The sequence below is a fragment of the Kitasatospora sp. NPDC058444 genome (genome assembly GCF_042721415.1).
GTDB lineage: Bacteria > Actinomycetota > Actinomycetes > Streptomycetales > Streptomycetaceae > Kitasatospora.
Window position 1 is genome coordinate 165541 of the sequence record NZ_JBHXLL010000014.1, and the last position, 20387, is coordinate 185927.

Here is a 20387-nt window from a genome sequence, read left to right on the forward strand (position 1 = left end):
CGGGAAACGTACGGCGGAAGGGCGTGCGGTGAAAGGGCGTGCGGAGGCGCGGCAGGGCGCCGGAGGGCGGTCGGTACGGTGGGTCGGTCAGTTCTGGGGCTGGAAGTCCTCGAAGGTCGCGGCCCGGCCGGGCAGGACCGAAGCGGCCGGCGCGCGCAGGCCGTCCAGGAAGATCTGCAGGTGCCGGTGGACGAACTCGTCGAGCAGTCGGCAGGAGGTGTTCGGCAGCGGCCGGGTCAACTGGCTCATCGCGATGAACAGATCACCGGGGTCGACGTCCGACCGCAGCTCGCCCGCGGTCCGGGCGCGCTCCATCAGACCGCCCACGGCGGCCTGCAGGCGTTCCCGGATCTCGGTCAACTCCGGGTCGAACGGGTCGACATGGTTGCTGAACAGGGTGCACAGGCCGCCGATCTTCTCCCCGACGGACGCGTGCGCGAACCGCTGGAGGGCGTCGAACGGGCCGTTGCCGTCAGGAGCGTCCGCCTCCGCCGTCGCCGTCTCGGCGAGGGCCAGGATGCGGTTCTTGACGAGCAACGCCACCTCGTGGATCAGCGCCACCCGGTCCGGGAAGTTCCGGTACAGCGTGGCATTGCCGACCCCCGCCCGCTTCGCGATCTCGTCCAGCGGCGCGTCCGCACCGTGCTCGACGAACGCGTCCCGGGCCGCCAGCACGATCCGCTCCCGGTTCCGGCTCGCGTCCGCACGCAACTTCGGCGTACGCGCGCTCCCGGCGGGACGGACCGACTCGGCGGTGGTGGTCACGACGACTGCTCCTCATCAGGATACCGGGGAAATTCTCCCCGCTTCTTCCAACGTACTCGGAAACGGGGAATCCCTCCCCGGAATTTCCCCCTCGGGTGTGACCTGAGTCACATGATGTTTCCCGTTCCCGTTCCCGTTCCCGTTCCCGTTCCCGGGCCGAAGCCGATGCCGACCGCCGCGCCCGGGTCGAGAAGCCCCGCGCCTACGCCGAGAGCGGCATCCCGGTCTACCTGCTGATCGATCGGGACGGTGCCGAGTTGTCGGTGTTCAGCCGGCCCGACGGGGTCCGCTACGAGACCGTCCGGACCCTTCCCTTCGGCAAGGCCGTCCACCTCCCCGATCCGGTGGGCATCGCGCTGGACACCGAGCCGCTCAAGAACTGGGTGCGCTGATCCCGGGCATGGCTTCCCCGGGGCGGTGCGGGTGGCGGCCTAGGCTGTGGGCGTCCCGGGCGGCCGGTGGGCCGTCGGAGTCGGGAGGGCCCCGGCGGTCGGGCGGGTGGAGGAGGTTCGCGATGGGCAGCGGTGAGACGGTCGCCAGGGTGCGCTGTGTGGCGGCCGTGCCGTGCTGGGTGAGCCTGATGGCCCGGGACCTGGATGACGCCGAGGAGTTCTACGGGCCCCTGCTCGGCTGGGAGTTCGAGCGGGGGCCGGACCGCTTCGGCCCCTACGTGCACGCGGTGACCGGCGGGGAGGCGGTGGCCGGGCTGGGCGTCGCCGGCGTCGGGGCGGTCCCGCTCGCGTGGACCAGCTACTTCGGGACGGAGAGCGCCGACGCCGCCGCCGACGCGGTGCGCGAGCGCGGCGCGACCCTGGCGGTCGGCCCGCTGGCCTTCGACGCCGGACGGGTGGCCTTCGCGGCGGACCCGGCGGGCGCGGTGTTCGGCATCTGGGAGGGCCCGCTGGGCCGGGCCCGGAAGCTGGACCTGCCCGGCGCGCCGGTCTGGATCGAGCTGCGCACCCCGGACCCGTTCGCGGCGGCCCTGTTCTACGGCGAGGTGTTCCGCTGGGACGGCCGCGACCCGGAGCGCTTCGACGTCCGCTGGGAGCACGACCGGGTGGTGCTGCGCGCCGAGGGCCACAGCGTCGCGGCGCTGGCCAAGGAGCAGGCGGGCGGCCCGGCGGGGACGCCGCCGCACTGGGAGGTCTCGTTCGCCGTCCCGGACACCGACGGGGCGCTGGCCCGGGCCGTGGAGCTGGGCGGCGGGGCGCTCGGGCCGACCTTCGACTCCCCGTACGGGCGGGTGGCCCGGCTGCGGGACCGCGAGGGCGCCCGGTTCGCGGTGATCGGCCCGAAGGCCTGACCGGCCGGAAGGGCTGACCGGCCCGAAGGCCTGACCGGCCGGAAGGCCTGATCAGCCCGGGGCTTCCAGCTCGGCCCGCTCCGCCCGCAGCCGGTCGCCCAGTGCGGTGCGGGCGGCTGCCGGCAGGGCCTTGCGGGCGGCCGGGAAGAGCTGCTCCTCCTCGCCGCGCAGGTGGCGTCGCAGGGTTTCGGCGAGGCCGCGCAGCAGGGTGTCGAAGGCCGGGTCGGCCGGTCCGAGCCCCTGGAGGTCGGCGAGGTACTGCCCGATCGCCAGGTGGTCGTGGATGCTGCGGAAGACCAGCGCCCCGCCGTCGGGCACGTCGTGCTGCACCGCCGGGAAGAGGTGTTCCTCCTCGGCGGCGCAGTGGGTGAACAGCAGGTCGGTCAGCCGGGCGACCAGCTCGCCGCGTCCGGGGTCGTCGGCCGGTGCGGCCTCGATCCGGTCGAGCAGCCCGGTGGCCGCCCGGTGGTCGGCGGTGAACTCGCCGAGGATGTCAGGCCTGCGGCTCATGGGCCCGCCCGCCTCTCGCACGGAAGACTTCCCCCGTCGCCTTCCAGTATCCGGCGCCGGGCCCGTTCACCCGGGGGCGCGCCCGCTCACCCTCCGTCCACTCCTCGGAACGGCCGCCGCCCGATCACCCTCCGCCCGCCCTTCGGATCCGCGGCCGCCCGCTCACCCCGCGTCCCGCCGCCCCGTGAGGGCGAGCAGCCGGGTCTGCGGTGGGGCGTCCTCCGCCACCGGTACGGGCGGGTCGAAGAACCCGCTGCCGGAGAGGTCCCCGTACCCGGCGAACTCGCCGAGCGCGAACTCGACGAGCGCCTCCGGGAGCCGGGTGAGCCGTCCGATGCCCTCGGCGAGGTCCCAGGAGTGGATCACCAGGTCGGTGGTGAGCTGGTCCAGGTAGTACTGGCCGGAGGTGTCCCCGAAGGAGAGGTGGACGGTCAGCTCGGTGGCGCCCGGGACGGCCCAGGCCTCCCGGGCGGCCTGGGCGGCGTCGCTCCAGGCGGCGACCGGGTCGGTGCCGAGCACGTCGCCGTCGAAGCGCCCGCCGATCTCGCCGGTGGTGGCGCCCATCAGCAGCTCGGGCACCCAGAGCTGCTCGCCGGTGAGGTGGTTGACCAGGTCGCGGACGGACCAGTCGCTGCACGGGGTGGGGGAGTCCCACTGGTCGGGGGTGATCAGTCGGACGCGCTCGCCGAAGGCGTCCAGCGCCTCGGGGTACGGGGTGCCGGTGCGCGCCTCCCGTCGGTGTCGCCTGTGTTGGGCCATGCCTCCACCCTCTCCGGCCCGGACGGGCCCCGCGAGTCGCCGACGGCCCGTCAGTTGTTCAAATTCGAACTTCGGGGTACGGTCGAAGAGCGGCGGTTCAAATTTGAACAATGGCAGCCGGTGACGACCCCTGCCTGCCGCATCACCACGACCCATGACCGTGTCCGGCCACGCCGGACGACGACCGAACCCCGATCGATGGAGACGCGCATGCCGAGCAGCAGCCCGAGCACGACCGCCGCCACCACCACCGTCAGCCCGGCCCGGGACACCGCCGGGTCCGCGACGACCTCTCCGCACGCCTACGACGCCGGCCTCCTGCTCCTGCGCCTCGCCCTCGGCCTGACCATGGCCGCGCACGGCAGCCAGAAGCTGTTCGGCTGGTTCGGCGGCGGCGGGATCGACGGCACCGGTCAGTTCTTCACCATGAGCGGCTACCCGGCCGGCGACGCCATGGCGGTGGTGGCCGGCCTCACCGAGACGCTGGGCGGACTCGCCCTGGCCGTCGGCCTGCTGACCCCGCTGGCGGGTGCCGCGATCGTCGGCACGATGGTCAACGCGATCGCCGTCACCTGGGGCGGTGGCTTCTTCGCCCCGAAGGGCAGCGAGTACGAGCTGCTGCTGACGGCCGGTGCCGCGGCGCTGGCCCTGACCGGCCCCGGCCGCTACGCCGTGGACCGCTTCCTGCCGGTGCTGCGGGCGCACCGCCTGGCGTACGGCGTGGCCGCCGTCGTGGTCGGTCTGGTGACGGCGGGCGTGATCCTGCTGCTCCGCAAGTAACGGCGCCAACGGCGTGAAGGGCATGGCGACGACCCGTCGCCATGCCCTTCGCGGTGTTTCGGATGGGTGGATCCCACGTAAAGGTCTTCACAATGTTGTGTGATGTGTGCAATGGTACATGTCACATCCCCACCGTTTCCACGCCGGACCCGCCCCACGCGGTTCCGGCGTCGACGGACCTCGCTCCACCGCAGGCCGCGCCCCAAACCGCGGCCTACGACGGCCCGGAGGCCCCCACGTGAATGGCCAGCGCTTACTGCGAGTCCCGCAGTCGGCAAGACTGTTGACGTTCGTCCTGTCCCTGTTCCTGGCGGTCGGCCTGTTCGCCCCGCAGTCCCAGGCCGCCGCCCCCGCCACCCCCGTCACCGGCGGCGGCACCCCCACCGGCACGGCACCCACCCGGCTGGCGCCGCCGTCGTCCTCGCTCGAGAGTCCGGCCGACAAGGCCCCGGCGAAGGCCGACGGAGGGCGGGAGTCCGCCTCCTCGCAGCCGCTGCCCGAGCCGCTGCCGCCCCAGGTGACCGGCCTGCCGCAGACGCGCCGGCCGGAGGCCAAGACCCTCGGCCAGGGCGCGGAGGCGGCCGCGAAGCCCTGCAATGTCGGCGACTTCACCAGCCGCACCGGCAGCGCCCTGGTCCAGCAGATCAAGGCGAGCGACTACTCGTGCATCGACACGCTGTTCCGGATCGGCCGCGGCGACGCCGCCAACGCGTTCCGCGAGTCCCAGATGGTCACCGTCGCGTACGCGGCGCGCGATGCCGCGAACGCCTACCAGGGCAACGACAGCGGCGCGATCACCGAGCTGATGTACTACCTGCAGGCCGGCTACTACGTCCAGTTCTACAACGAGGACGTCGTCGGCCCCTACGGTGACGCCCTGCTCACCGCCGGCCGTGCCGCCCTGGACGCGTTCTACGCCAACCCCCGTTCGCGGGACGTCACTCCCGACAACGCGCGCCCGCTGAGCGGAGCGACCACGCTGATCGACAGCACCCAGGACGCCGCCCACTACCTGCCCGTCCTCCGGCGCCTGCTGAACGAGTACGACAGCGCCGCCTGGAGCAGGGCCGACATGGCCTGGGCGGTGAACCCGGTCTTCTTCTCGCTCTCCCGCGGCCCCGGCCAGGCCGGGTACCGCGAGGCCGTCAACGCCGACCCGGGCGTGATGGACGCCCTGTTCACCTTCGCGAGCCGCAACCGCGACCTGATCGGCACCAACCTCGGGACGATGGTCTACAACGCGGCCACCGAGCTGGGCCGGTTCATGGACTACCCGGAGTTCCTGCCCAAGCTGCGCCCGTACGTGAGCGCCCTGATCGCGCAGTCCTCGCCGAGCGGTCCCAGCATGTACGAGCGCGGGGCCCTGACCTGGGCGGCGCTCCACTACGACAAGGGCAACTGCGCGTACTACGGCGTCTGTGACGACCCGGCGAAGTTCAAGGCCGCCAACCTGACCGTGAAGCACGCCTGCAGCCCGAGCATCACGATCGTCGCCCAGGCGCTGGACGCCACCCAGCTCGGCACCGCCTGCGCCAGCCTGAACGGCCAGGACGCGTTCTTCCACGCGGTCGCCAAGGACAGCGGCCCGGTCAAGGACGACAACAACGGCACGATCGAGGTGGTGGTCTTCCACACCGACTTCGATTACAAGGTGCTCGCGGCGGTCATCTTCGACATCGGCACCAACAACGGCGGCATGTACCTGGAGGGCAACCCGGCCGCGGCCGGCAACCAGCCGCGCTTCGTCTGCTTCGAGAACAAGTGGGCCTCGTCCTTCGAGATCTGGAACCTCAACCACGAGTACACCCACTACCTCGACGGCCGGTTCAACGTGTACGGCGACTACGACGCCGGCCAGGTCCAGCCGATCGACTGGTGGGTCGAGGGCTTCGCGGAGTTCGTCTCCTGGTCGTACCGCAAGACCGTCAACACCGACGCCATCGCGGTGGCCTCGCGGCACACCTACAAGCTGAGCGAGCTCTTCGACACGGTCTACGCGAGGAGCAGCCAGGACCGGGTGTACCGCTGGGGCTACCTGGCCGTGCGCTACATGCTGGAGCAGCACCGTTCCGACGTGGACGCGGTCCTGGCCAAGTACCGGGCGGGTGACTGGGACGGCGCCCGCGCCATCCTGAAGACCACCATCGGCACCCGCTACGACGCCGACTTCGACAGCTGGCTGACCAGGTGCGCCGCCGGCGCCTGCGCCACCGACACGCCGGGCCAGCCGCAGCTGCCGGAGTGCGCCGGGGGTGACGTCCGGAAGCTGGACGCCAACTGCGTGCGCAGCAACGTCGCGGCGAGCACCGGCAACTACGCGCACTTCTACCTGACCGTGCCGGCCGGCACCAAGCAGGTGAAGATCACCACCAGCGGCGGCACCGGCAACGGCGACCTCTACTACAACCCGGGCAGCTGGGCGTACACCAACGCCCACGTCTTCCGGTCGACCAACCCGGACAACTCCGAGACGCTGACCGTCACCAACCCGCCGGCCGGCTACGTCTTCTTCAGCCTCTACGCCCAGCAGGGCTTCAGCGGGGTGAGCGTCACGAGCGAGATGTGAGCCGAGTACGGCGAACCCCAGACAGGTGACCGCCCCGGGCGGAGCGCTACGGCGCCCCGCCCGGGGCAGGTCTTTTGACGGATCGTCACCACGAGCCCTCCGGGAAATCCCCGCAAACCGCGCACAACGCCCCGGGTTCCCAAGGCCATGTGAGATGTGCCATGGTACATGTCACACCCCCCACCGTGCCCGACGGAACCGCCCCCACGCGGCGCCGTCATCAGCGGTCCTCGCCCACCCCCACCGGCCGCGCCCCACGTCGCGGCCGACGACGGCCCGGAGGCCCCCACGTGAGTCCCTCACGTCCGCTGCGAATCCCGCAGCTGGCACGATTGCTGACGCTCGTCCTGTCCCTGTTCCTGGCGGTCGGCCTGTTCGCCCCGCAGTCCCAGGCCGCTCCCGCCACCCCCACCCCCGGCGGCACGCCCGCGCCCGTCCCCACCGGGCCGGCCCCGCAGCCCGCCACCGGCGCCCCCGAACGAGCCGACAGCGGGCAGCAGTTGGCCTCGGTCGACCAGCGCGCCCCGCTCCCGGTCGACACCCGGCCGGCCGAGGTCAGGCCGGCCGCCAAGGCCCTGCGCCTCGGCGCGGCGGCCGACAAGCCGTGTACCGTCGGCGACTTCTCCGGCCGGACCGGCAGCGACCTGGTCCAGCACATCAAGGACGCCGACATCCAGTGCGTCAACAGCCTGTTCCAGCTCACCGGCGGCGACGCGCGCGGCGCGTTCCGCGAGGAGCAGATGAGCACGGTGGCCTACGCGCTGCGCGACGCGGCGGCCAACTACCCCGGTGACAACAGCACTTCGGTCGAGCAGCTGGTGCTCTACCTGCGCGCCGGCTACTTCGTGCAGTGGTACCACAAGCAGGACGTCGGCGAGTACGGCGCCGGCCTCAAGACCGCGATCCAGTCCGGACTGGACGCCTTCTTCAACAGCGCGCACTCGCGGGACGTCGCCGCGGGCAACGGGCCCATCCTGGGCGAGGCCGTCACCCTGATCGACAGCGCCCAGGAGAACGTCCGCTACCTGCCGGTCGTCAAGCGGCTGCTGGGCGACTACAAGGCCGACACCTGGAACCCGGCCGGCATGGCGTGGGCGGTCAACCCGGTCTTCACCGTGCTGTTCCGCGGCCACCAGGTGCCCGGCTTCGACGCCGCCGTCGAGGCCGACCCGAGCGTGCTGGACGCGCTGTCCGACTTCGCGACCCGCAACAACGCCCTGCTCGGCGACACCTACGGCGTCCTGGTCTACAACGCGACCAAGGAGCTCACCCGCTTCCTGAAGGACACCGCCCTCCAGGCCAAGGTCCGCCCGCTCGCCAAGGGGCTGACCGCCACCTCGGAGCCGAAGGGCCGCACCGTCTACCAGTGGGCGGCGGTCGCCGAGGGCGTCGACTACTACGACGCCGGCAACTGCTCGTACTACGGCACCTGCAACAAGGCCGACCAGCTCAAGGCCGGCGTGCTGACCGTGAAGCACACCTGCAGCCCGAGCATCACCGTCCTCGCCCAGGCGCTGGACGCCACCCAGGTCGGCACCGCCTGCACCAGCCTGAACGGCCAGGACGCGTTCTTCCACACGGTGGCCAAGGACAGCGGCCCGGTCAAGGACGACAACAACGGCACGATCGAGGTCGTGGTCTTCCACTCCTCGCTCGACTACCAGGTGCTCGCCGCCGCGATCTACGGCATCGACACCAACAACGGCGGCATGTACCTGGAGGGCAACCCGGCGGCGGCCGGCAACCAGCCGCGCTTCCTCTGCTACGAGGCCGAGTGGGCCCGCCCGTCCTTCGAGATCTGGAACCTCAACCACGAGTACACCCACTACCTCGACGGCCGCTTCGACATGTACGGCGACTTCAACGCCGGCATGAAGACCCCGACCATCTGGTGGGTGGAGGGCTTCGCCGAGTACGTCTCCTACTCGTACCGCAAGGTCACCAACGACGCCGCCATCGCCGCCGCGGGCCGGCACACCTACAAGCTGAGCGACCTCTTCGACACCGCCTACGGCGACCAGGACCGGGTGTACCGCTGGGGCTACCTGGCCGTGCGCTACATGCTGGAGCAGCACCGCTCCGACGTGGACGCGGTCCTGGCCAAGTACCGGGCGGGTGACTGGGACGGCGCCCGCGCCATCCTGAAGACCACCATCGGCACCCGCTACGACGCCGACTTCGACAGCTGGCTGACCAGGTGCGCCGCCGGCGCCTGCGCCACCACCCCGACGGTGCCCCAGGTGCCCGAGTGCACCGCCGCCGACACCCGGCAGCTGGACGCCAACTGCGCCCGCAGCAACGTCGCGGCCACCACGGGCAACTACGCGCACTTCTACCTGACCGTGCCGGCCGGCACCAAGCAGGTGAAGATCACCACCAGCGGCGGCACCGGCAACGGCGACCTCTACTACAACCCGGCCGGCTGGGCGTACACCAACGCGAACACCGCGCGCTCGGCGGGCCCGGACAACTCCGAGACGCTGACCGTCACCGACCCGCCGGCCGGCTACGTCTTCTTCAGCCTCTACGCCCAGCAGGGCTTCAGCGGGGTGAGCGTCACGAGCGAAATGTGAGCCGAGTACGGCTACTGGACAGGTGACCGCCCCGGGCGGAGCGCTACGGCGCCCCGCCCGGGGCGGGTCCGCGTTCCACGGTCCGCCTGCCACGGTCCGCCTGCCACGGCCCGCCTGCCGCGGGCTGCCGGCACTGGTGAGGAACCGGGGGGAATAACGATCCGCACCCAGGTGCTAGAGTGGTTGAAAGTTGGACTACCTGGGACGGGTGAGCAGCATGCAGTTCGGAATCTTCTCCGTCGGCGACGTGACGACCGACCCCACCACCGGCCGCACCCCCACCGAGCACGAGCGGATCAAGGCCATGGTGGCCATCGCCCGCAAGGCCGAGGAGGTCGGCCTGGACGTCTTCGCGACCGGCGAGCACCACAACCCGCCGTTCGTCCCGTCCTCGCCGACGACCATGCTCGGCTACATCGCCGCGCAGACCGACCGCATCATCCTCTCCACCTCGACCACGCTGATCACCACCAACGACCCGGTGAAGATCGCCGAGGACTTCGCGATGCTCCAGCACCTCGCCGAGGGCAGGGTGGACGTCATGATGGGCCGCGGCAACACCGGCCCGGTCTACCCGTGGTTCGGGAAGGACATCCGCCAGGGCATCCCGCTCGCGATCGAGAACTACGCGCTGCTGCACGAGCTGTGGCGCGAGGAGGTCGTGGACTGGCAGGGCCGCTTCCGCACCCCGCTGCAGGGCTTCACCTCCACCCCGCGTCCGCTGGACGACGTCCCGCCGTTCGTCTGGCACGGCTCGATCCGCAGCCCCGAGATCGCCGAGCAGGCCGCCTACTACGGCGACGGCTTCTTCGCGAACAACATCTTCTGGCCCAAGGAGCACTTCCAGAAGCTGATCAACCTCTACCGCGAGCGCTACGCCCATTACGGCCACGGCACGCCCGAGCAGGCGATCGTCGGCCTCGGCGGGCAGGTGTTCATGCGGAAGAACTCCCAGGACGCGGTGCGCGAGTTCCGTCCGTACTTCGACAACGCGCCGGTGTACGGGCACGGGCCCTCGCTGGAGGAGTTCACCGAGCAGACCCCGCTGACCGTGGGCAGCCCGCAGGAGGTCATCGAGAAGACCCTGACCTTCCGCGAGACCTTCGGCGACTACCAGCGCCAGCTGTTCCTGATGGACCACGCCGGCCTGCCGCTGAAGACGGTGCTGGAGCAGCTGGACCTGCTCGGCGAGGAGGTCGTGCCGGTGCTGCGCGAGGAGTTCGCCAAGGGCCGCCCGGACGCGGTGCCGGACGGGCCGACCCACGCCGCGCTGGTCGCGGCCCGGGACGCGCGGGAGAACGAGAAGACGGAGGTGGCCAAGTGACCGCGTTCAAGCTGGTGGTGGTGAGTGCCGGACTGAGCAAGCCGTCCTCGACGCGGCTGCTGGCGGACCGGCTCACCGACTCGACCGTGCGCCGACTCGCCCTGGAAGGGCGCGAGGTGGACGTCACCGTGGTCGAACTGCGGGACCTGGCGGTGGAGATAGCCAACAACTTCGTCACCGGCTTCCCCGGCGCCGGGCTGCGCGCGGCGATCGAGGCGGTGACGGCGGCGGACGCCCTGATCGCGGTGACACCGATCTTCACCGCCTCGTACAGTGGCCTGTTCAAGTCCTTCTTCGACGTGATCGACAACGACGCGCTCACCGGCAAGCCGGTGCTGATCGCCGCCACCGGCGGCACGCCCCGGCACTCGCTCGCCCTGGAGCACGCCGTCCGCCCGCTGTTCAGCTACCTGCGCGCGGTGGTGCTGCCGACCGCCGTCTACGCGGCCACCGACGACTGGGGCACGGCGGGGGACGGGCTCACCGACGGCCTGCCGCGCCGGATCGACCGGGCGGCCGGGGAGCTGGCGGCCCTGCTGGGCGGGCGGGCCCCGGCGACGCCGGAGCTGCCCGAGCAGGTGGTGCCGTTCGCCGAGCAGCTCGCGGCACTGCGGGTCTGAACGACCCCGGCCGGGAGGGGCGGGCGCGCGAGCAGGAGGAGCGGGTGTCCGAAGTGAGGGGCGGGTGTCCGGGGGCGGGTGTCGGGAGGCGAGGGGCGGGTGCGCGAGGCGGCGCACCCGCCCCTCGTCGCTGTTCAGGACGCCCCTTCCCGGACCTCCTCCCGGGCGTCGTACGCGGCCCGCGCGGTCGCGATCTCCCGCTGGTGCTCCTCGGTCCAGGTGACCAGTGACTGGATGGTGGCGTGCAGCGTCCGCCCGAGCGGGGTCAGCGCGTAGTCCACCCGGGGCGGCACCACCGGGTGCACCGTCCGCTCGACCAGGCCGTCCCGTTCCAGCTGGCGCAGGGTGACGGTGAGCATCCGCTGGCTGACCCCGTCGATCGCCCGGCGCAGCTCGGTGAAGCGCAGCGACCGCCGGTCCAGCAGGGCGATCACCAGCAGTGACCACTTGTCGGCGATCCGGTCCAGGATCTGCCGCACCTCGCAGTCCTCCCGGACGTCCCACTGGAGGACGTCGTAGCCGTCCTCGGTACCCGCGCAGTGCGTCGGTTCCTTCGAAGTGCCTTCTTCCACGATCCCCGATGCTGCCCCAGGATGACGGGTGGTTACAAGAGGGAACCGACCGGACGGATGAGAACCGTCCGGGGCCCTCGCCACCCCCCTTCCCGAGGAGCCTCAGGTGTCCGTGTCATCAGCCCTGCCCGAAAACAGCCGGGAAACCGCCCCGGCACCCGAGGAGCCCCCGACGGGCCTCGGTGGCCGGTCCGCCGCCGTCCTGGCCGTGCTCTGCGGCGCGATCTTCCTGGAGGGCATCGACGTCGCGATGCTCAACGTGGCGCTGCCCTCGATCCGCGCCGACCTGGGGATGTCCACCGGCGCGCTGTCCTGGGTGCTGAGCGCCTACGTGCTCGGCTACGGCGGGTTCATGCTGCTCGGCGGCCGGACGGCGGACCTGCTGGGCCGGCGCCGGATGTTCCTGCTCTGGCTGACCGTCTTCGTCGTCTTCTCCGGCCTCGGCGGGCTGGCCACCGAGGGCTGGGTGCTGATCCTGGCCCGGTTTGTCACCGGCCTGTCGGCGGCCTTCATGACCCCGGCCGGCCTGTCGATCATCACCACCGCCTTTCCCGAGGGCCCGCGGCGCAACCGGGCGCTGCTGGTGTACGCGGGGACGGCCGCGGCGGGCTTCTCGCTCGGCCTGGTGGTCGGCGGCCTGCTGACGGCGGTCAGCTGGCGCTGGGTGTTCTTCGCCCCGGTGCTGCTGGCCGGCGCGCTGCTGGCGGCGGCCGTCCCGCTGATCCCGCGCGAGGCCGCGCCCTCGCCGAAGGCGTCCGGCGGGCGCTTCGACCTGGCCGGGGCCGCCACCGTGACCGGGGCCATGCTGCTGCTGGTGTACGGCGTGGTGCGGATCGGCGAGCCGGGCGCGGGGGCCGCCACGACCGCCGCCGTGCTGGCCGGCGGACTCGTCCTGCTGGCGGTGTTCACGGTGGTCGAACGGCGCTCGTCCGCGCCGCTGGTGCGCCCGGGCATCCTGCGCTCCGGGCCGCTGCTGCGGGCCAACCTGGGCGCGGTGCTGTTCGCCGGCTCGTTCTTCGGCTTCCAGTTCGTCGCCACCCTCTACCTCCAGGACCTGCGCGGCTGGTCCCCGCTCCAGACCGGCCTCGCGCTGCTCGCGATCGGGGTGGACTCGGTGCTGGCGCCGACCCTCACCCCGAAGCTGGTGGAGCGCTTCGGCAACGCCTGGGTGATCCTCGGCGGCTTCCTGCTGGCCGCGCTCTCGTACGGGCTGTTCCTGCCGGTGGGCGCCGACTGGACGTACCCGATGATGTTCCCGACCATGCTGCTGACCGGCCTCGCCTTCGCCCTCGCCTACGGGCCGCTGACCATCGCGGCCACCGAGGGGATCGCGGAGGAGGAGCAGGGGCTGGCCGGCGGGCTGCTCAACACCTCGTTCCAGTTCGGCGCGGCCCTCGGACTCTCGGTCGTGACCACGGTGAACCTGGCCGCGCTGGGGTCGGGGGCCACCGCGCTGGAGGGCTTCCGGGCGGCGCTGGTGGTGCCGGTCGTCTCGGCGGCACTGGGGGCCGCGGTGGCCGCCACCGGCGCCGGGCGGCGGCGCGCCTGAGGGCTGGCGCGGGAGGGCGGGGCCGCCTGCGGGGGGAGGGCCGCCCGCGCGGGAGGGCCGACCGGCCGCCCCGCTCGAATGGCCCCGTCGGAACGGCTTCCGACGGGGCCGTTCGGATGCGTGTCAGCCGCGCCGGATTGTCCGCTTTGCGGTGTAATCATTCCCATGATCAGAACAGCGCCGCAAGCCGTGCTCTCCCCGCTGACCAGTGCGGCCGTCTTCCTGGTCCTCACCGTCGAACCCGGCCGCGAGGACGCCGTCCGGGACCTGCTGCCCGACCTCGCCGGACTGCGCCGCGCCGTCGGCTTCCGCGCCCCCGCAGGGGCTCTCACCTGCGTCACCGGCATCGGATCCGACCTCTGGGACCGCCTCTTCGCCGGCCCCCGCCCGGCTTCCCTGCACCCCTTCCAGGAGGTGGCCGGCCCCCGCCACCGGGCCCCGGCCACCCCCGGCGACCTGCTGCTGCACCTGCGGGCGGAGCGGATGGACCTCTGTTTCGAGCTGGCCGCGAAGCTCACCGAACGGCTCGCCGGGGCCGCCACTGTCGTCGACTCCGTCCAGGGCTTCAAGTACTTCGAGGACCGGGACCTGCTCGGCTTCGTCGACGGCACCGAGAACCCGGAGGGCCGGGCCGCCGAACGGGCGGCCCTGATCGGCGCCGAGGACCCGGAGTTCGCCGGCGGCAGCTATGTCGTCGTGCAGCGGTACGTGCACGCCATGGACAAGTGGAACGCGCTGAGCGTCGAGGAGCAGGAGGGGGCGGTCGGCCGCACCAAGCTCGACGACATCGAACTGGCCGACGACGTCAAACCCGCCGACTCGCACGTGGCACTCACCGTGATCACCGGACCGGACGGCGAGGAACGGAAGATCGTCCGTTTCAACATGCCGTACGGCACCTTCGGCTCCGCCGGCCGCGGCGGCGAGGTCGGCACCTACTTCATCGGCTACGCGGCCGACCCCGGGGTGACCGAGGAGATGCTGCGCAACATGTTCGTCGGCAACCCGCCCGGCACCACCGACCGACTGCTCGACTTCTCCACCGCCGTCACCGGCGGGCTGTTCTTCGTCCCGACCGCCGACTTCCTCGACTCCCCGCCCCCGCCCCCGCCCCCGGCGCCGTCGGAGGCCTCCACCGCCGCCTCCGCTCCCATTCCGGTCTCCGGCGCCGGGGGCGACTCGCTCGGCATCGGCAGCCTCAAGCAGACGACCTGAAGGACCACCTGACGGACCACCTGAACAGGACCTCGCACATGAACAACCTCCACCGGGACCTCGCCCCGATCTCCGCCGCCGCGTGGGAGGAGATCGAGGAGGAGGCCCGCCAGACCTTCAAGCTCCACATCGCCGGCCGCCGGGTGGTCGACCTCAACGGCCCCGCGGGCGCCACCCTCGCCGCCGTCGGCACCGGCCACCTGACCGCCATCGACCCCCCGACGGACGGCATCCAGGCCCGCGCCCGCGCCGCCCAGCCGGTGGTCGAGTTGCGCGTCCCCTTCACCCTCCGCCGCGACGCCGTGGACGACGTCGAACGCGGCTCCCGGGACTCGGACTGGCAGCCCGTCAAGGACGCCGGCCGCAAGCTCGCCCTGGCCGAGGACCGCGCCGTCTTCGAGGGCTACCGCGCCGCCTCCATCGACGGCATCCGCGCCGCCTCCACCAACCCGCCGGTCCAACTCCCCGACGACGTAAGGGAATACCCGGAGGCCGTCAGCCGCGGACTCACCGCCCTCCGCCTCGCCGGCGTCGGCGGCCCCTACTCACTCCTGCTCGGCGCGGACGCCTTCACCGCCGTCAACGAGACCAGCGACCACGGCTACCCCATCCACAACCACATCGCCCGCCTCCTCGACGGCGACATCATCTGGGCCCCGGCCATCGAAGGCGCCTACCTGCTCTCCGCCCGCGGCGGGGACTTCGAACTCTTCCTCGGCCAGGACGCCTCGGTCGGCTACCTCTCCCACGACGCAGAAACGATTCGCCTGTACCTACAGGAGACCCTGACGTTCCGGGTGTACACGGGAGAGGCAGCCGTCGTCCTACGTGGCTAGCGGGAGATGGAACCCCGTCTGACGCCCCCGCCGGTTGGCTGCCGGCTCGCCGGCTCGCCGTGTCGCGGGTGAGCATCGCATGCGCGTGAGGTGATCGGCCATACCACCGCAGGGTTCGGTGTCCATGCCTTTGGGAATTGTCTCGACATGACGATGCGTCATGTGATAGCGCCACAGGGGTAATTCGTCCGAGGCCGGGGGAGCCAGTGACAGGATCGACCGTGGTCGGCGGGTGCCGGTGAACGGCGTCAACCCGCCGTACGGAGTGGTGCGGAACTCGCTGGCCGGCGCCGCGACGGTCTCCGGTCCGGTGGTGCAGGCCGGCACGATCCAGGGCGGGTTGCATCTGCACGGGGGCTCCGCTCTGCCCACGCCCAGGCAACTCCCGCCCTGTCCGCGGCGGTTGATCGGGCGGGAGGCCGACCTGGCCGCCCTGGACGGCTCCCTGGCCGCCGACGCCGGCGCGGCGGACGTCACCCTCGTGGTGACCGGCCCCGCCGGGGTCGGCAAGACGGCCCTGGCCGCGCAGTGGCTGCGCGGCCAGGCCGCCCGCTTCCCGGACGGCCAGCTCTACGCCGATCTGCGCGGCTACGCGCCCGGCGGCCCCGCCGACCCGGCCGAGGCCCTCGGCGGCTTCCTGCGGGCCTTCGGGATCTCCCCGGTGCCCGGGAGCCTGGAGGAGGGCGCCGCGCTCTGGCGCTCGCTGGCGGCGGAGCGGCGGATCGCGGTGCTGCTGGACAACGCCTCGACGGCCGCCCAGGTGCGGCCGCTGCTGCCCGGTTCGGACCACACGGTGGTCGTGGTGACCAGCCGCCGTCGGCTCACCGGGCTGGGCATCGACGGTGCGGTGTTCCGGCCGCTGGGACCGCTCGCCCGGGAGGCCTCCACCGAGATCCTCGCCGCGCGGGTCGGCCGGCACCGGGTGCTCGACGAGCGCGCCGCCGCGGCCGAGGTGGTGGACGCCTGTGCCGGGCTGCCGTTGGCGATCTGCCTGGCGGCGGCCCGCATCGCGGCGCGCCCGGCCCAGTCGCTCGCGGCGACCGCCGAGATGCTCGGGCGCGGTACCGACCGGCTGGCGGCGCTGAACGTGGAGGGGGAGACGGTGCGGGATCTGCTGGACGCGTCCTACGGCGTGCTGGAGGAGGAGGCCGCCCGGCTCTACGGGCTGCTGGGCCTGCTGCCCTTCGCCGAGTTCACCCTGGAGAACGCCGCCGTGCTGGCGGACGTGGACGTGGCCGGGGCCGATCGGCTGCTGGACGCCCTGATGGACGTGCACCTGCTGGAGGAGCGCGGGCCGGAGCGGTTCCGGTTCCACGACCTGGTGAAGCTGCACGCCCGGGCGCACGGGGCGCGGGTCCGGGCCGACGGGCCCACCGGGGCCGCGCTCGACCGGCTCGTCGACTGGTACCTCGCCTCGGCCACGGCCGCCGAGGCGGTCGTCTCGCCGACCCACCGCACCCTCGCCCGTGACTACCGCACCCGCTCCGTCCACCCGGCCCGCGAGTTCACGGGCGACGTGCCGGCGCTGGAGTGGTACGACGCGGAACGCGACCGGCTCGCGGGCGTCCTGCGCTGGTGCGAGGAGCTGGAGCGGCCCACGGCCGCGTGGCAACTCGCCGACGCCATGTGGCCGTTGTTCCTGCGGCTGCGCCCGGCCCGGCTGTGGGTCGAGGCCACCCGGATCGGTCTGGACGCGGCCCGGGCGGCCGGCTCCCGCAGCGGCGAGCTGCGGATGCTCACCGACGGCGGCAACGGGCTGCGGAACGCGGGGGAGGGGGCGGAGGCGGCGCGTTGGTTCACCGAAGCCCTCGTCCTCGCCCGGGAGTCGGACCGCCCGCTGGTGCAGGCGGACGCGCTGTACGGGCTCAGCCAGACCCACCGGATGGCCGGCCGGCTGGACGAGGCCGCCGAGTGCCTGCACGAGGTGGTCCGGCTCCGTGAGGCCGAGGACTACCTGCGCGGTTCGGCGCTGGCCCGGCTGGCGTACGGCGAGGTACTGCTGCTGGCGGGCCGGGCGGCCGAGGCGGTGGAGCCGATCGGGCGGGCGGGCCGCGAACTGGCCTCGATCGGGGACGACTACGAGGCGGCCCGCGCGATGGCCTTCCTGGGCCTGGCGCACGGCCGGCTGGGTGCCTACGAGCGTGCCGAGGCCCACCTGGAGGAGGCACTCGCGGGCTTCCGGGCCCGGCTGTCCGCGCACTGGGAGGCGCGGGCGCTGGAGTTCGCCGGGCAGGTCGAGGAACTGCGCGGCCGACCGGACGCGGCGCGCGCCCGGTACGAGCGGTCCAGGGCCCGGTACCTGGAGGTCGGTGCCGCGGCCGAGGCGGCCAGACTGGCCGACCGCCTCGCCGCGTACGGTGTGGATCCCGCCGTCACCCCCCGTCCGGACGAACCGGAGGCGTGAGCACCGGCGCGAGCACCGGCGTGGGCGCACACGCGGCGGAAGGTGCGAGCGCGGGCCTGAGCCGGCTCCACCCGGAGCCCGGGGCACGGCACCCGGCGGCACTGACCCGGTCGAGTTCGCCCAGCGCCCGACCGGCCGCCAGCCAGGCGTGCGCCAGCGAGCCGAGGGCCGGCGGCGGGACCGGCTCGCCGGCCGGACCGGAGGCCGGACCGGAGGCCCGCAGGACGAGCCGCGCCCCGGACTGGGCGAGCACCAGCACCGCCCCCGGACGGTGCTCGGCCGTGGCCACCGCGCACCCGGGGTGCGCGGCCAGCAGTTCCGCGAGCCGCGCGTCGGCGTCCGCCGCCGGCACCGGACCGAGGTGCAGCACGTCGGCGTGCCGGCGCCAGCGCAGGCCTCCGGGCTCGGTGAGGTCGAGGACGAGGTGCTCGTCCACGAATCCGGGCCCCGGCCGCTCCGCCGCCGCCGTGGCCGGCGGGTCCGCGGCCAGCAGTCCGTGGTGGACACCGGCGGTGGACGTCACCCGGGCCTCGAACAGCGCGGCCGCCGAACCGCCGCGCGCGCCGGGGCTGCCGGGGCCGGAGCCGCCCGCGCCGGGGCCGCCCGCGCCGGAGCCGACCGGAACCAGGCGCACCGTGTGCAGCGCGGCGGTCACCCGGCCCACCGCGGCCCGGCCGCCGCCGCAGTCGTCCCCAGCGCCCCGGCCGCCGCGGTCACGTCCAGCGCCCCGGCCGCCCCTGCCGCCGCGGTCGTTCCCAGCGGTTCGGGCAGCGGGAGCGGCTCCGGATCCGGGGTGTGCGCCGGCTGCCCCAGCCCGAGGACCCGGTACAGCAGCCGACGGGCGTTCCGGTCGAAGCGGCCCGGCTCGGAGCTGATCCGGTCGGCGATCGCCGCGTAGTCCTCCGGGCGGTACTGCTCGGCGGCGTACGCGAGCTGGTCGGTGAGCGGGTGGCCGGGGGCGAGCGCGGGTGCGGTCCGGGCGAGCTGCGCGGCCGGCGAGCGCGGGTTGACGTGCCGGTGCGGGTACTCGGCGAGCAGGACGGGGGCGCCGGTCATCGCGCCGTACAGGGTGACCGAGCCGTGGTCCCCGATGACGAAGTCGGCGGCGACCAGCAGCGGCCGCCAGTCCGTCTCGGGCGGGATCACCGTGACGGCCCCGCGGGCGGTGGCCCTCGCCCAGGAGCGCACCGCGTAGGCCGAGTGCTGGGCCGCGATGTTGGGGTGGGGCAGCAGGACGGTCCGGTAGCCGTGCCGGGGCAGTTCGGCGGTCAGTCTGGGCAGCACGGCGTCGAGCCGGGTGAAGAGCGAGCCGTCGCCCCAGGTGGAGGAGACCAGCACCAGCTTCTCCTCCGGCCGCAGCCCGAGCGCGCTCCGGTAGGCCTCCCGGTGCGGCAGTGCCGCGCGGATGCGGTCGTAGCACGGGTCGCCGACCACCTCGGCGATCGGCACGGCCTCCGGGCAGCTGCGCCGGAGTTCGAGCAGTTCCTCCTCGTGGGCCAGCGCGAAGGAGGTGGGGACGAGCCGTCCCTCCCAGTAGAGGTAGTCCCGGCCGAGCCCGATGGCGGGCCGCTCGCCGTCCGGGGCGCCGCGCCGGGCCAGCTTGATGTTTCCGGCCCCGTGCGGCAGCCGGACGACCGGGCCGCGCAACTGCTCGATCCCCTGGGAACCGGCGGCCAGGATGAGGTCGAACTCGCGCCGGACGGCCTGCTCCCACGGCAGTACGGTGCCGCCCAGCGCCCGGAGGATCTCGGCGGCGCCCCCGTTGAACATGTGCGGTGCCACCGTGAACTGCACGTGGACCCGCAGGTCCGGGGCGAGCAGCGAGTAGAAGTCGTGCAGCCGCTTCGCGTAGACCATGGTCTGCGCGACCACGAGTACTTCCTTGCGGTCCCGCAGGGTTTCCCACGGGCCGTTGTTGCTCCAGGGCGCCGTCGTCCGGCGCGTTCCGTCGGCCGTCGTGATGTCCCGTTCCCCGAGCGTGTCCTGTTCCCCGAGCGTGTCCCGTTCCCCGTGCATGTCCTGTTCCCCGTGCACCAAGGTCATCCTTCTCCCCCTCCTTGATCCCAGGTTCGGGGCCGTCCGCGGGCCCCGGAGTCGATGCTCCCCGGGGCGTCTGGCGGATTCCATGACGTGAGCTGGTCCGTGCTTGCGGAAACCTTGTGTCCGCTTGCCGTGCCGCCGCCGGGCCGTCGGAGCCGGGAAGGGTACTGAGTTCCTTTACCAGGGGTACTGAGTGCCGTATTCTCTCCCTGGAGCCTCTGACGCCAGTCGAAGAGAGCCGACACGGTATGCCGGTCCAGGTGGCACTTGCGGTGCGCGGGTCGCGCCCGGGCCGGACTTGGCACTCAGTACCCCCGGCATGCCTGAGGCCATGGATCCAGTGCATCCGTGCACCCGTGACAGGAGAACCGCTCATGAGCTTGAGGATCGTCGTCTGTGTGAAGTACGTCCCGGACGCGACGGGTGACCGTCGTTTCGCGGACGACCACACCACCGACCGGGAGGGCGTGGACGGCCTCCTGTCGGAGCTGGACGAGTACGGCGTGGAGCAGGCGCTGCGGATCGCGGAGGCGAACGAGGGCGCCGAGGTGACGGTGCTGACGGTCGGGCC

At 72.9% G+C, this 20387-nt stretch carries 16 protein-coding genes and 2 pseudogenes; 12 read left to right on the forward strand and 6 right to left on the reverse strand.

What is annotated here, in order from left to right; genetic code table 11:
* Nucleotides 1–87: 87 nt before the first annotated feature.
* Nucleotides 88–765: a TetR/AcrR family transcriptional regulator gene (locus ACFWP2_RS17510; RefSeq protein WP_380452021.1), complete on the reverse strand. Its 678-nt coding sequence runs from the start codon at nucleotides 763–765 to the stop codon at nucleotides 88–90.
* 158 nt (nucleotides 766–923) lie between these two features.
* Between ACFWP2_RS17510 and ACFWP2_RS17515 the strand changes: the two are divergent.
* Both ACFWP2_RS17515 and ACFWP2_RS17520 read left to right on the forward strand, forming a co-directional pair.
* A pseudogene (locus tag ACFWP2_RS17515) lies at nucleotides 924–1157 on the forward strand (Uma2 family endonuclease); the annotation flags it as partial.
* Between the two features lie 122 nt (nucleotides 1158–1279).
* Complete coding sequence (locus ACFWP2_RS17520; RefSeq protein WP_380452023.1) at nucleotides 1280–2068, forward strand: VOC family protein; 789 nt, start codon at nucleotides 1280–1282, stop codon at nucleotides 2066–2068.
* 51 nt (nucleotides 2069–2119) lie between these two features.
* Here the strand turns inward: ACFWP2_RS17520 and ACFWP2_RS17525 are convergent, their stop codons facing one another.
* Together ACFWP2_RS17525 and ACFWP2_RS17530 are read right to left on the reverse strand one after the other, a co-directional pair.
* Nucleotides 2120–2578, reverse strand: coding sequence for a hemerythrin domain-containing protein (locus ACFWP2_RS17525; protein WP_380452025.1), 459 nt, complete (start codon nucleotides 2576–2578; stop codon nucleotides 2120–2122).
* A gap of 162 nt (nucleotides 2579–2740) precedes the next feature.
* Nucleotides 2741–3337 (reverse strand): TIGR03086 family metal-binding protein, encoded by a 597-nt coding sequence (locus tag ACFWP2_RS17530; RefSeq protein ID WP_380452027.1) that lies wholly within the window; start codon nucleotides 3335–3337, stop codon nucleotides 2741–2743.
* A 210-nt stretch (nucleotides 3338–3547) separates the two neighbouring features.
* On the opposite strand from ACFWP2_RS17530, the gene ACFWP2_RS17535 reads away from it, so the two are divergent.
* The 5 genes from ACFWP2_RS17535 to ACFWP2_RS17555 all read left to right on the forward strand — a co-directional run bounded on the left by ACFWP2_RS17535 (nucleotide 3548) and on the right by ACFWP2_RS17555 (nucleotide 11200).
* Complete coding sequence (locus ACFWP2_RS17535) at nucleotides 3548–4117, forward strand: DoxX family protein (RefSeq protein ID WP_380452029.1); 570 nt, start codon at nucleotides 3548–3550, stop codon at nucleotides 4115–4117.
* Nucleotides 4118–4400: 283 nt separating this feature from the next.
* Nucleotides 4401–6683 carry a collagenase gene (locus ACFWP2_RS17540; RefSeq protein WP_380452031.1) on the forward strand — a complete coding sequence of 761 codons (2283 nt, stop codon included), beginning with the start codon at nucleotides 4401–4403 and terminating at the stop codon, nucleotides 6681–6683.
* 290 nt (nucleotides 6684–6973) lie between these two features.
* Nucleotides 6974–9256: a collagenase gene (locus tag ACFWP2_RS17545; RefSeq protein WP_380452033.1), complete on the forward strand. Its 2283-nt coding sequence runs from the start codon at nucleotides 6974–6976 to the stop codon at nucleotides 9254–9256.
* A gap of 217 nt (nucleotides 9257–9473) precedes the next feature.
* The gene (locus tag ACFWP2_RS17550) at nucleotides 9474–10580 is read left to right on the forward strand and encodes an LLM class flavin-dependent oxidoreductase (protein WP_380452035.1); all 1107 of its coding nucleotides are present in this window, start codon (nucleotides 9474–9476) and stop codon (nucleotides 10578–10580) included.
* Entirely contained in the window at nucleotides 10577–11200 is a 624-nt protein-coding gene (locus ACFWP2_RS17555; RefSeq protein ID WP_380452037.1) for an FMN reductase, read from the forward strand. Before ACFWP2_RS17550 ends, ACFWP2_RS17555 begins: the two co-directional genes overlap by 4 nt.
* A 134-nt stretch (nucleotides 11201–11334) precedes the next feature.
* Here ACFWP2_RS17555 and ACFWP2_RS17560 read toward each other — a convergent pair whose 3' ends face one another.
* Complete coding sequence (locus ACFWP2_RS17560) at nucleotides 11335–11772, reverse strand: winged helix-turn-helix transcriptional regulator (RefSeq protein ID WP_380452039.1); 438 nt, start codon at nucleotides 11770–11772, stop codon at nucleotides 11335–11337.
* A 106-nt stretch (nucleotides 11773–11878) separates the two neighbouring features.
* Between ACFWP2_RS17560 and ACFWP2_RS17565 the strand changes: the two genes are divergently transcribed.
* From ACFWP2_RS17565 to ACFWP2_RS17580, 4 genes are all read left to right on the forward strand, one after another.
* The gene (locus tag ACFWP2_RS17565) at nucleotides 11879–13321 is read left to right on the forward strand and encodes an MFS transporter (protein ID WP_380452041.1); all 1443 of its coding nucleotides are present in this window, start codon (nucleotides 11879–11881) and stop codon (nucleotides 13319–13321) included.
* Between the two features lie 165 nt (nucleotides 13322–13486).
* Nucleotides 13487–14536: a Dyp-type peroxidase gene (locus tag ACFWP2_RS17570; RefSeq protein ID WP_380452043.1), complete on the forward strand. Its 1050-nt coding sequence runs from the start codon at nucleotides 13487–13489 to the stop codon at nucleotides 14534–14536.
* Nucleotides 14537–14574: 38 nt separating this feature from the next.
* Nucleotides 14575–15372 carry a family 1 encapsulin nanocompartment shell protein gene (locus tag ACFWP2_RS17575; protein ID WP_380452045.1) on the forward strand — a complete coding sequence of 266 codons (798 nt, stop codon included), beginning with the start codon at nucleotides 14575–14577 and terminating at the stop codon, nucleotides 15370–15372.
* Nucleotides 15373–15604: 232 nt separating this feature from the next.
* Entirely contained in the window at nucleotides 15605–17776 is a 2172-nt protein-coding gene (locus ACFWP2_RS17580; RefSeq protein WP_380452047.1) for an ATP-binding protein, read from the forward strand.
* Here ACFWP2_RS17580 and ACFWP2_RS17585 read toward each other — a convergent pair.
* Together ACFWP2_RS17585 and ACFWP2_RS17590 are read right to left on the reverse strand one after the other, a co-directional pair.
* The gene (locus ACFWP2_RS17585) at nucleotides 17745–18431 is read right to left on the reverse strand and encodes a hypothetical protein (RefSeq protein WP_380452049.1); all 687 of its coding nucleotides are present in this window, start codon (nucleotides 18429–18431) and stop codon (nucleotides 17745–17747) included. The two genes, ACFWP2_RS17580 and ACFWP2_RS17585, sit on opposite strands and share 32 nt — an antisense overlap.
* Nucleotides 18428–19819: a hypothetical protein gene (locus ACFWP2_RS17590; RefSeq protein ID WP_380452051.1), complete on the reverse strand. Its 1392-nt coding sequence runs from the start codon at nucleotides 19817–19819 to the stop codon at nucleotides 18428–18430. Before ACFWP2_RS17590 ends, ACFWP2_RS17585 begins: the two co-directional genes overlap by 4 nt.
* A gap of 371 nt (nucleotides 19820–20190) precedes the next feature.
* On the opposite strand from ACFWP2_RS17590, the pseudogene ACFWP2_RS17595 reads away from it, so the two are divergent.
* Nucleotides 20191–20387, forward strand: a pseudogene (locus ACFWP2_RS17595) (DUF1967 domain-containing protein); the annotation flags it as partial.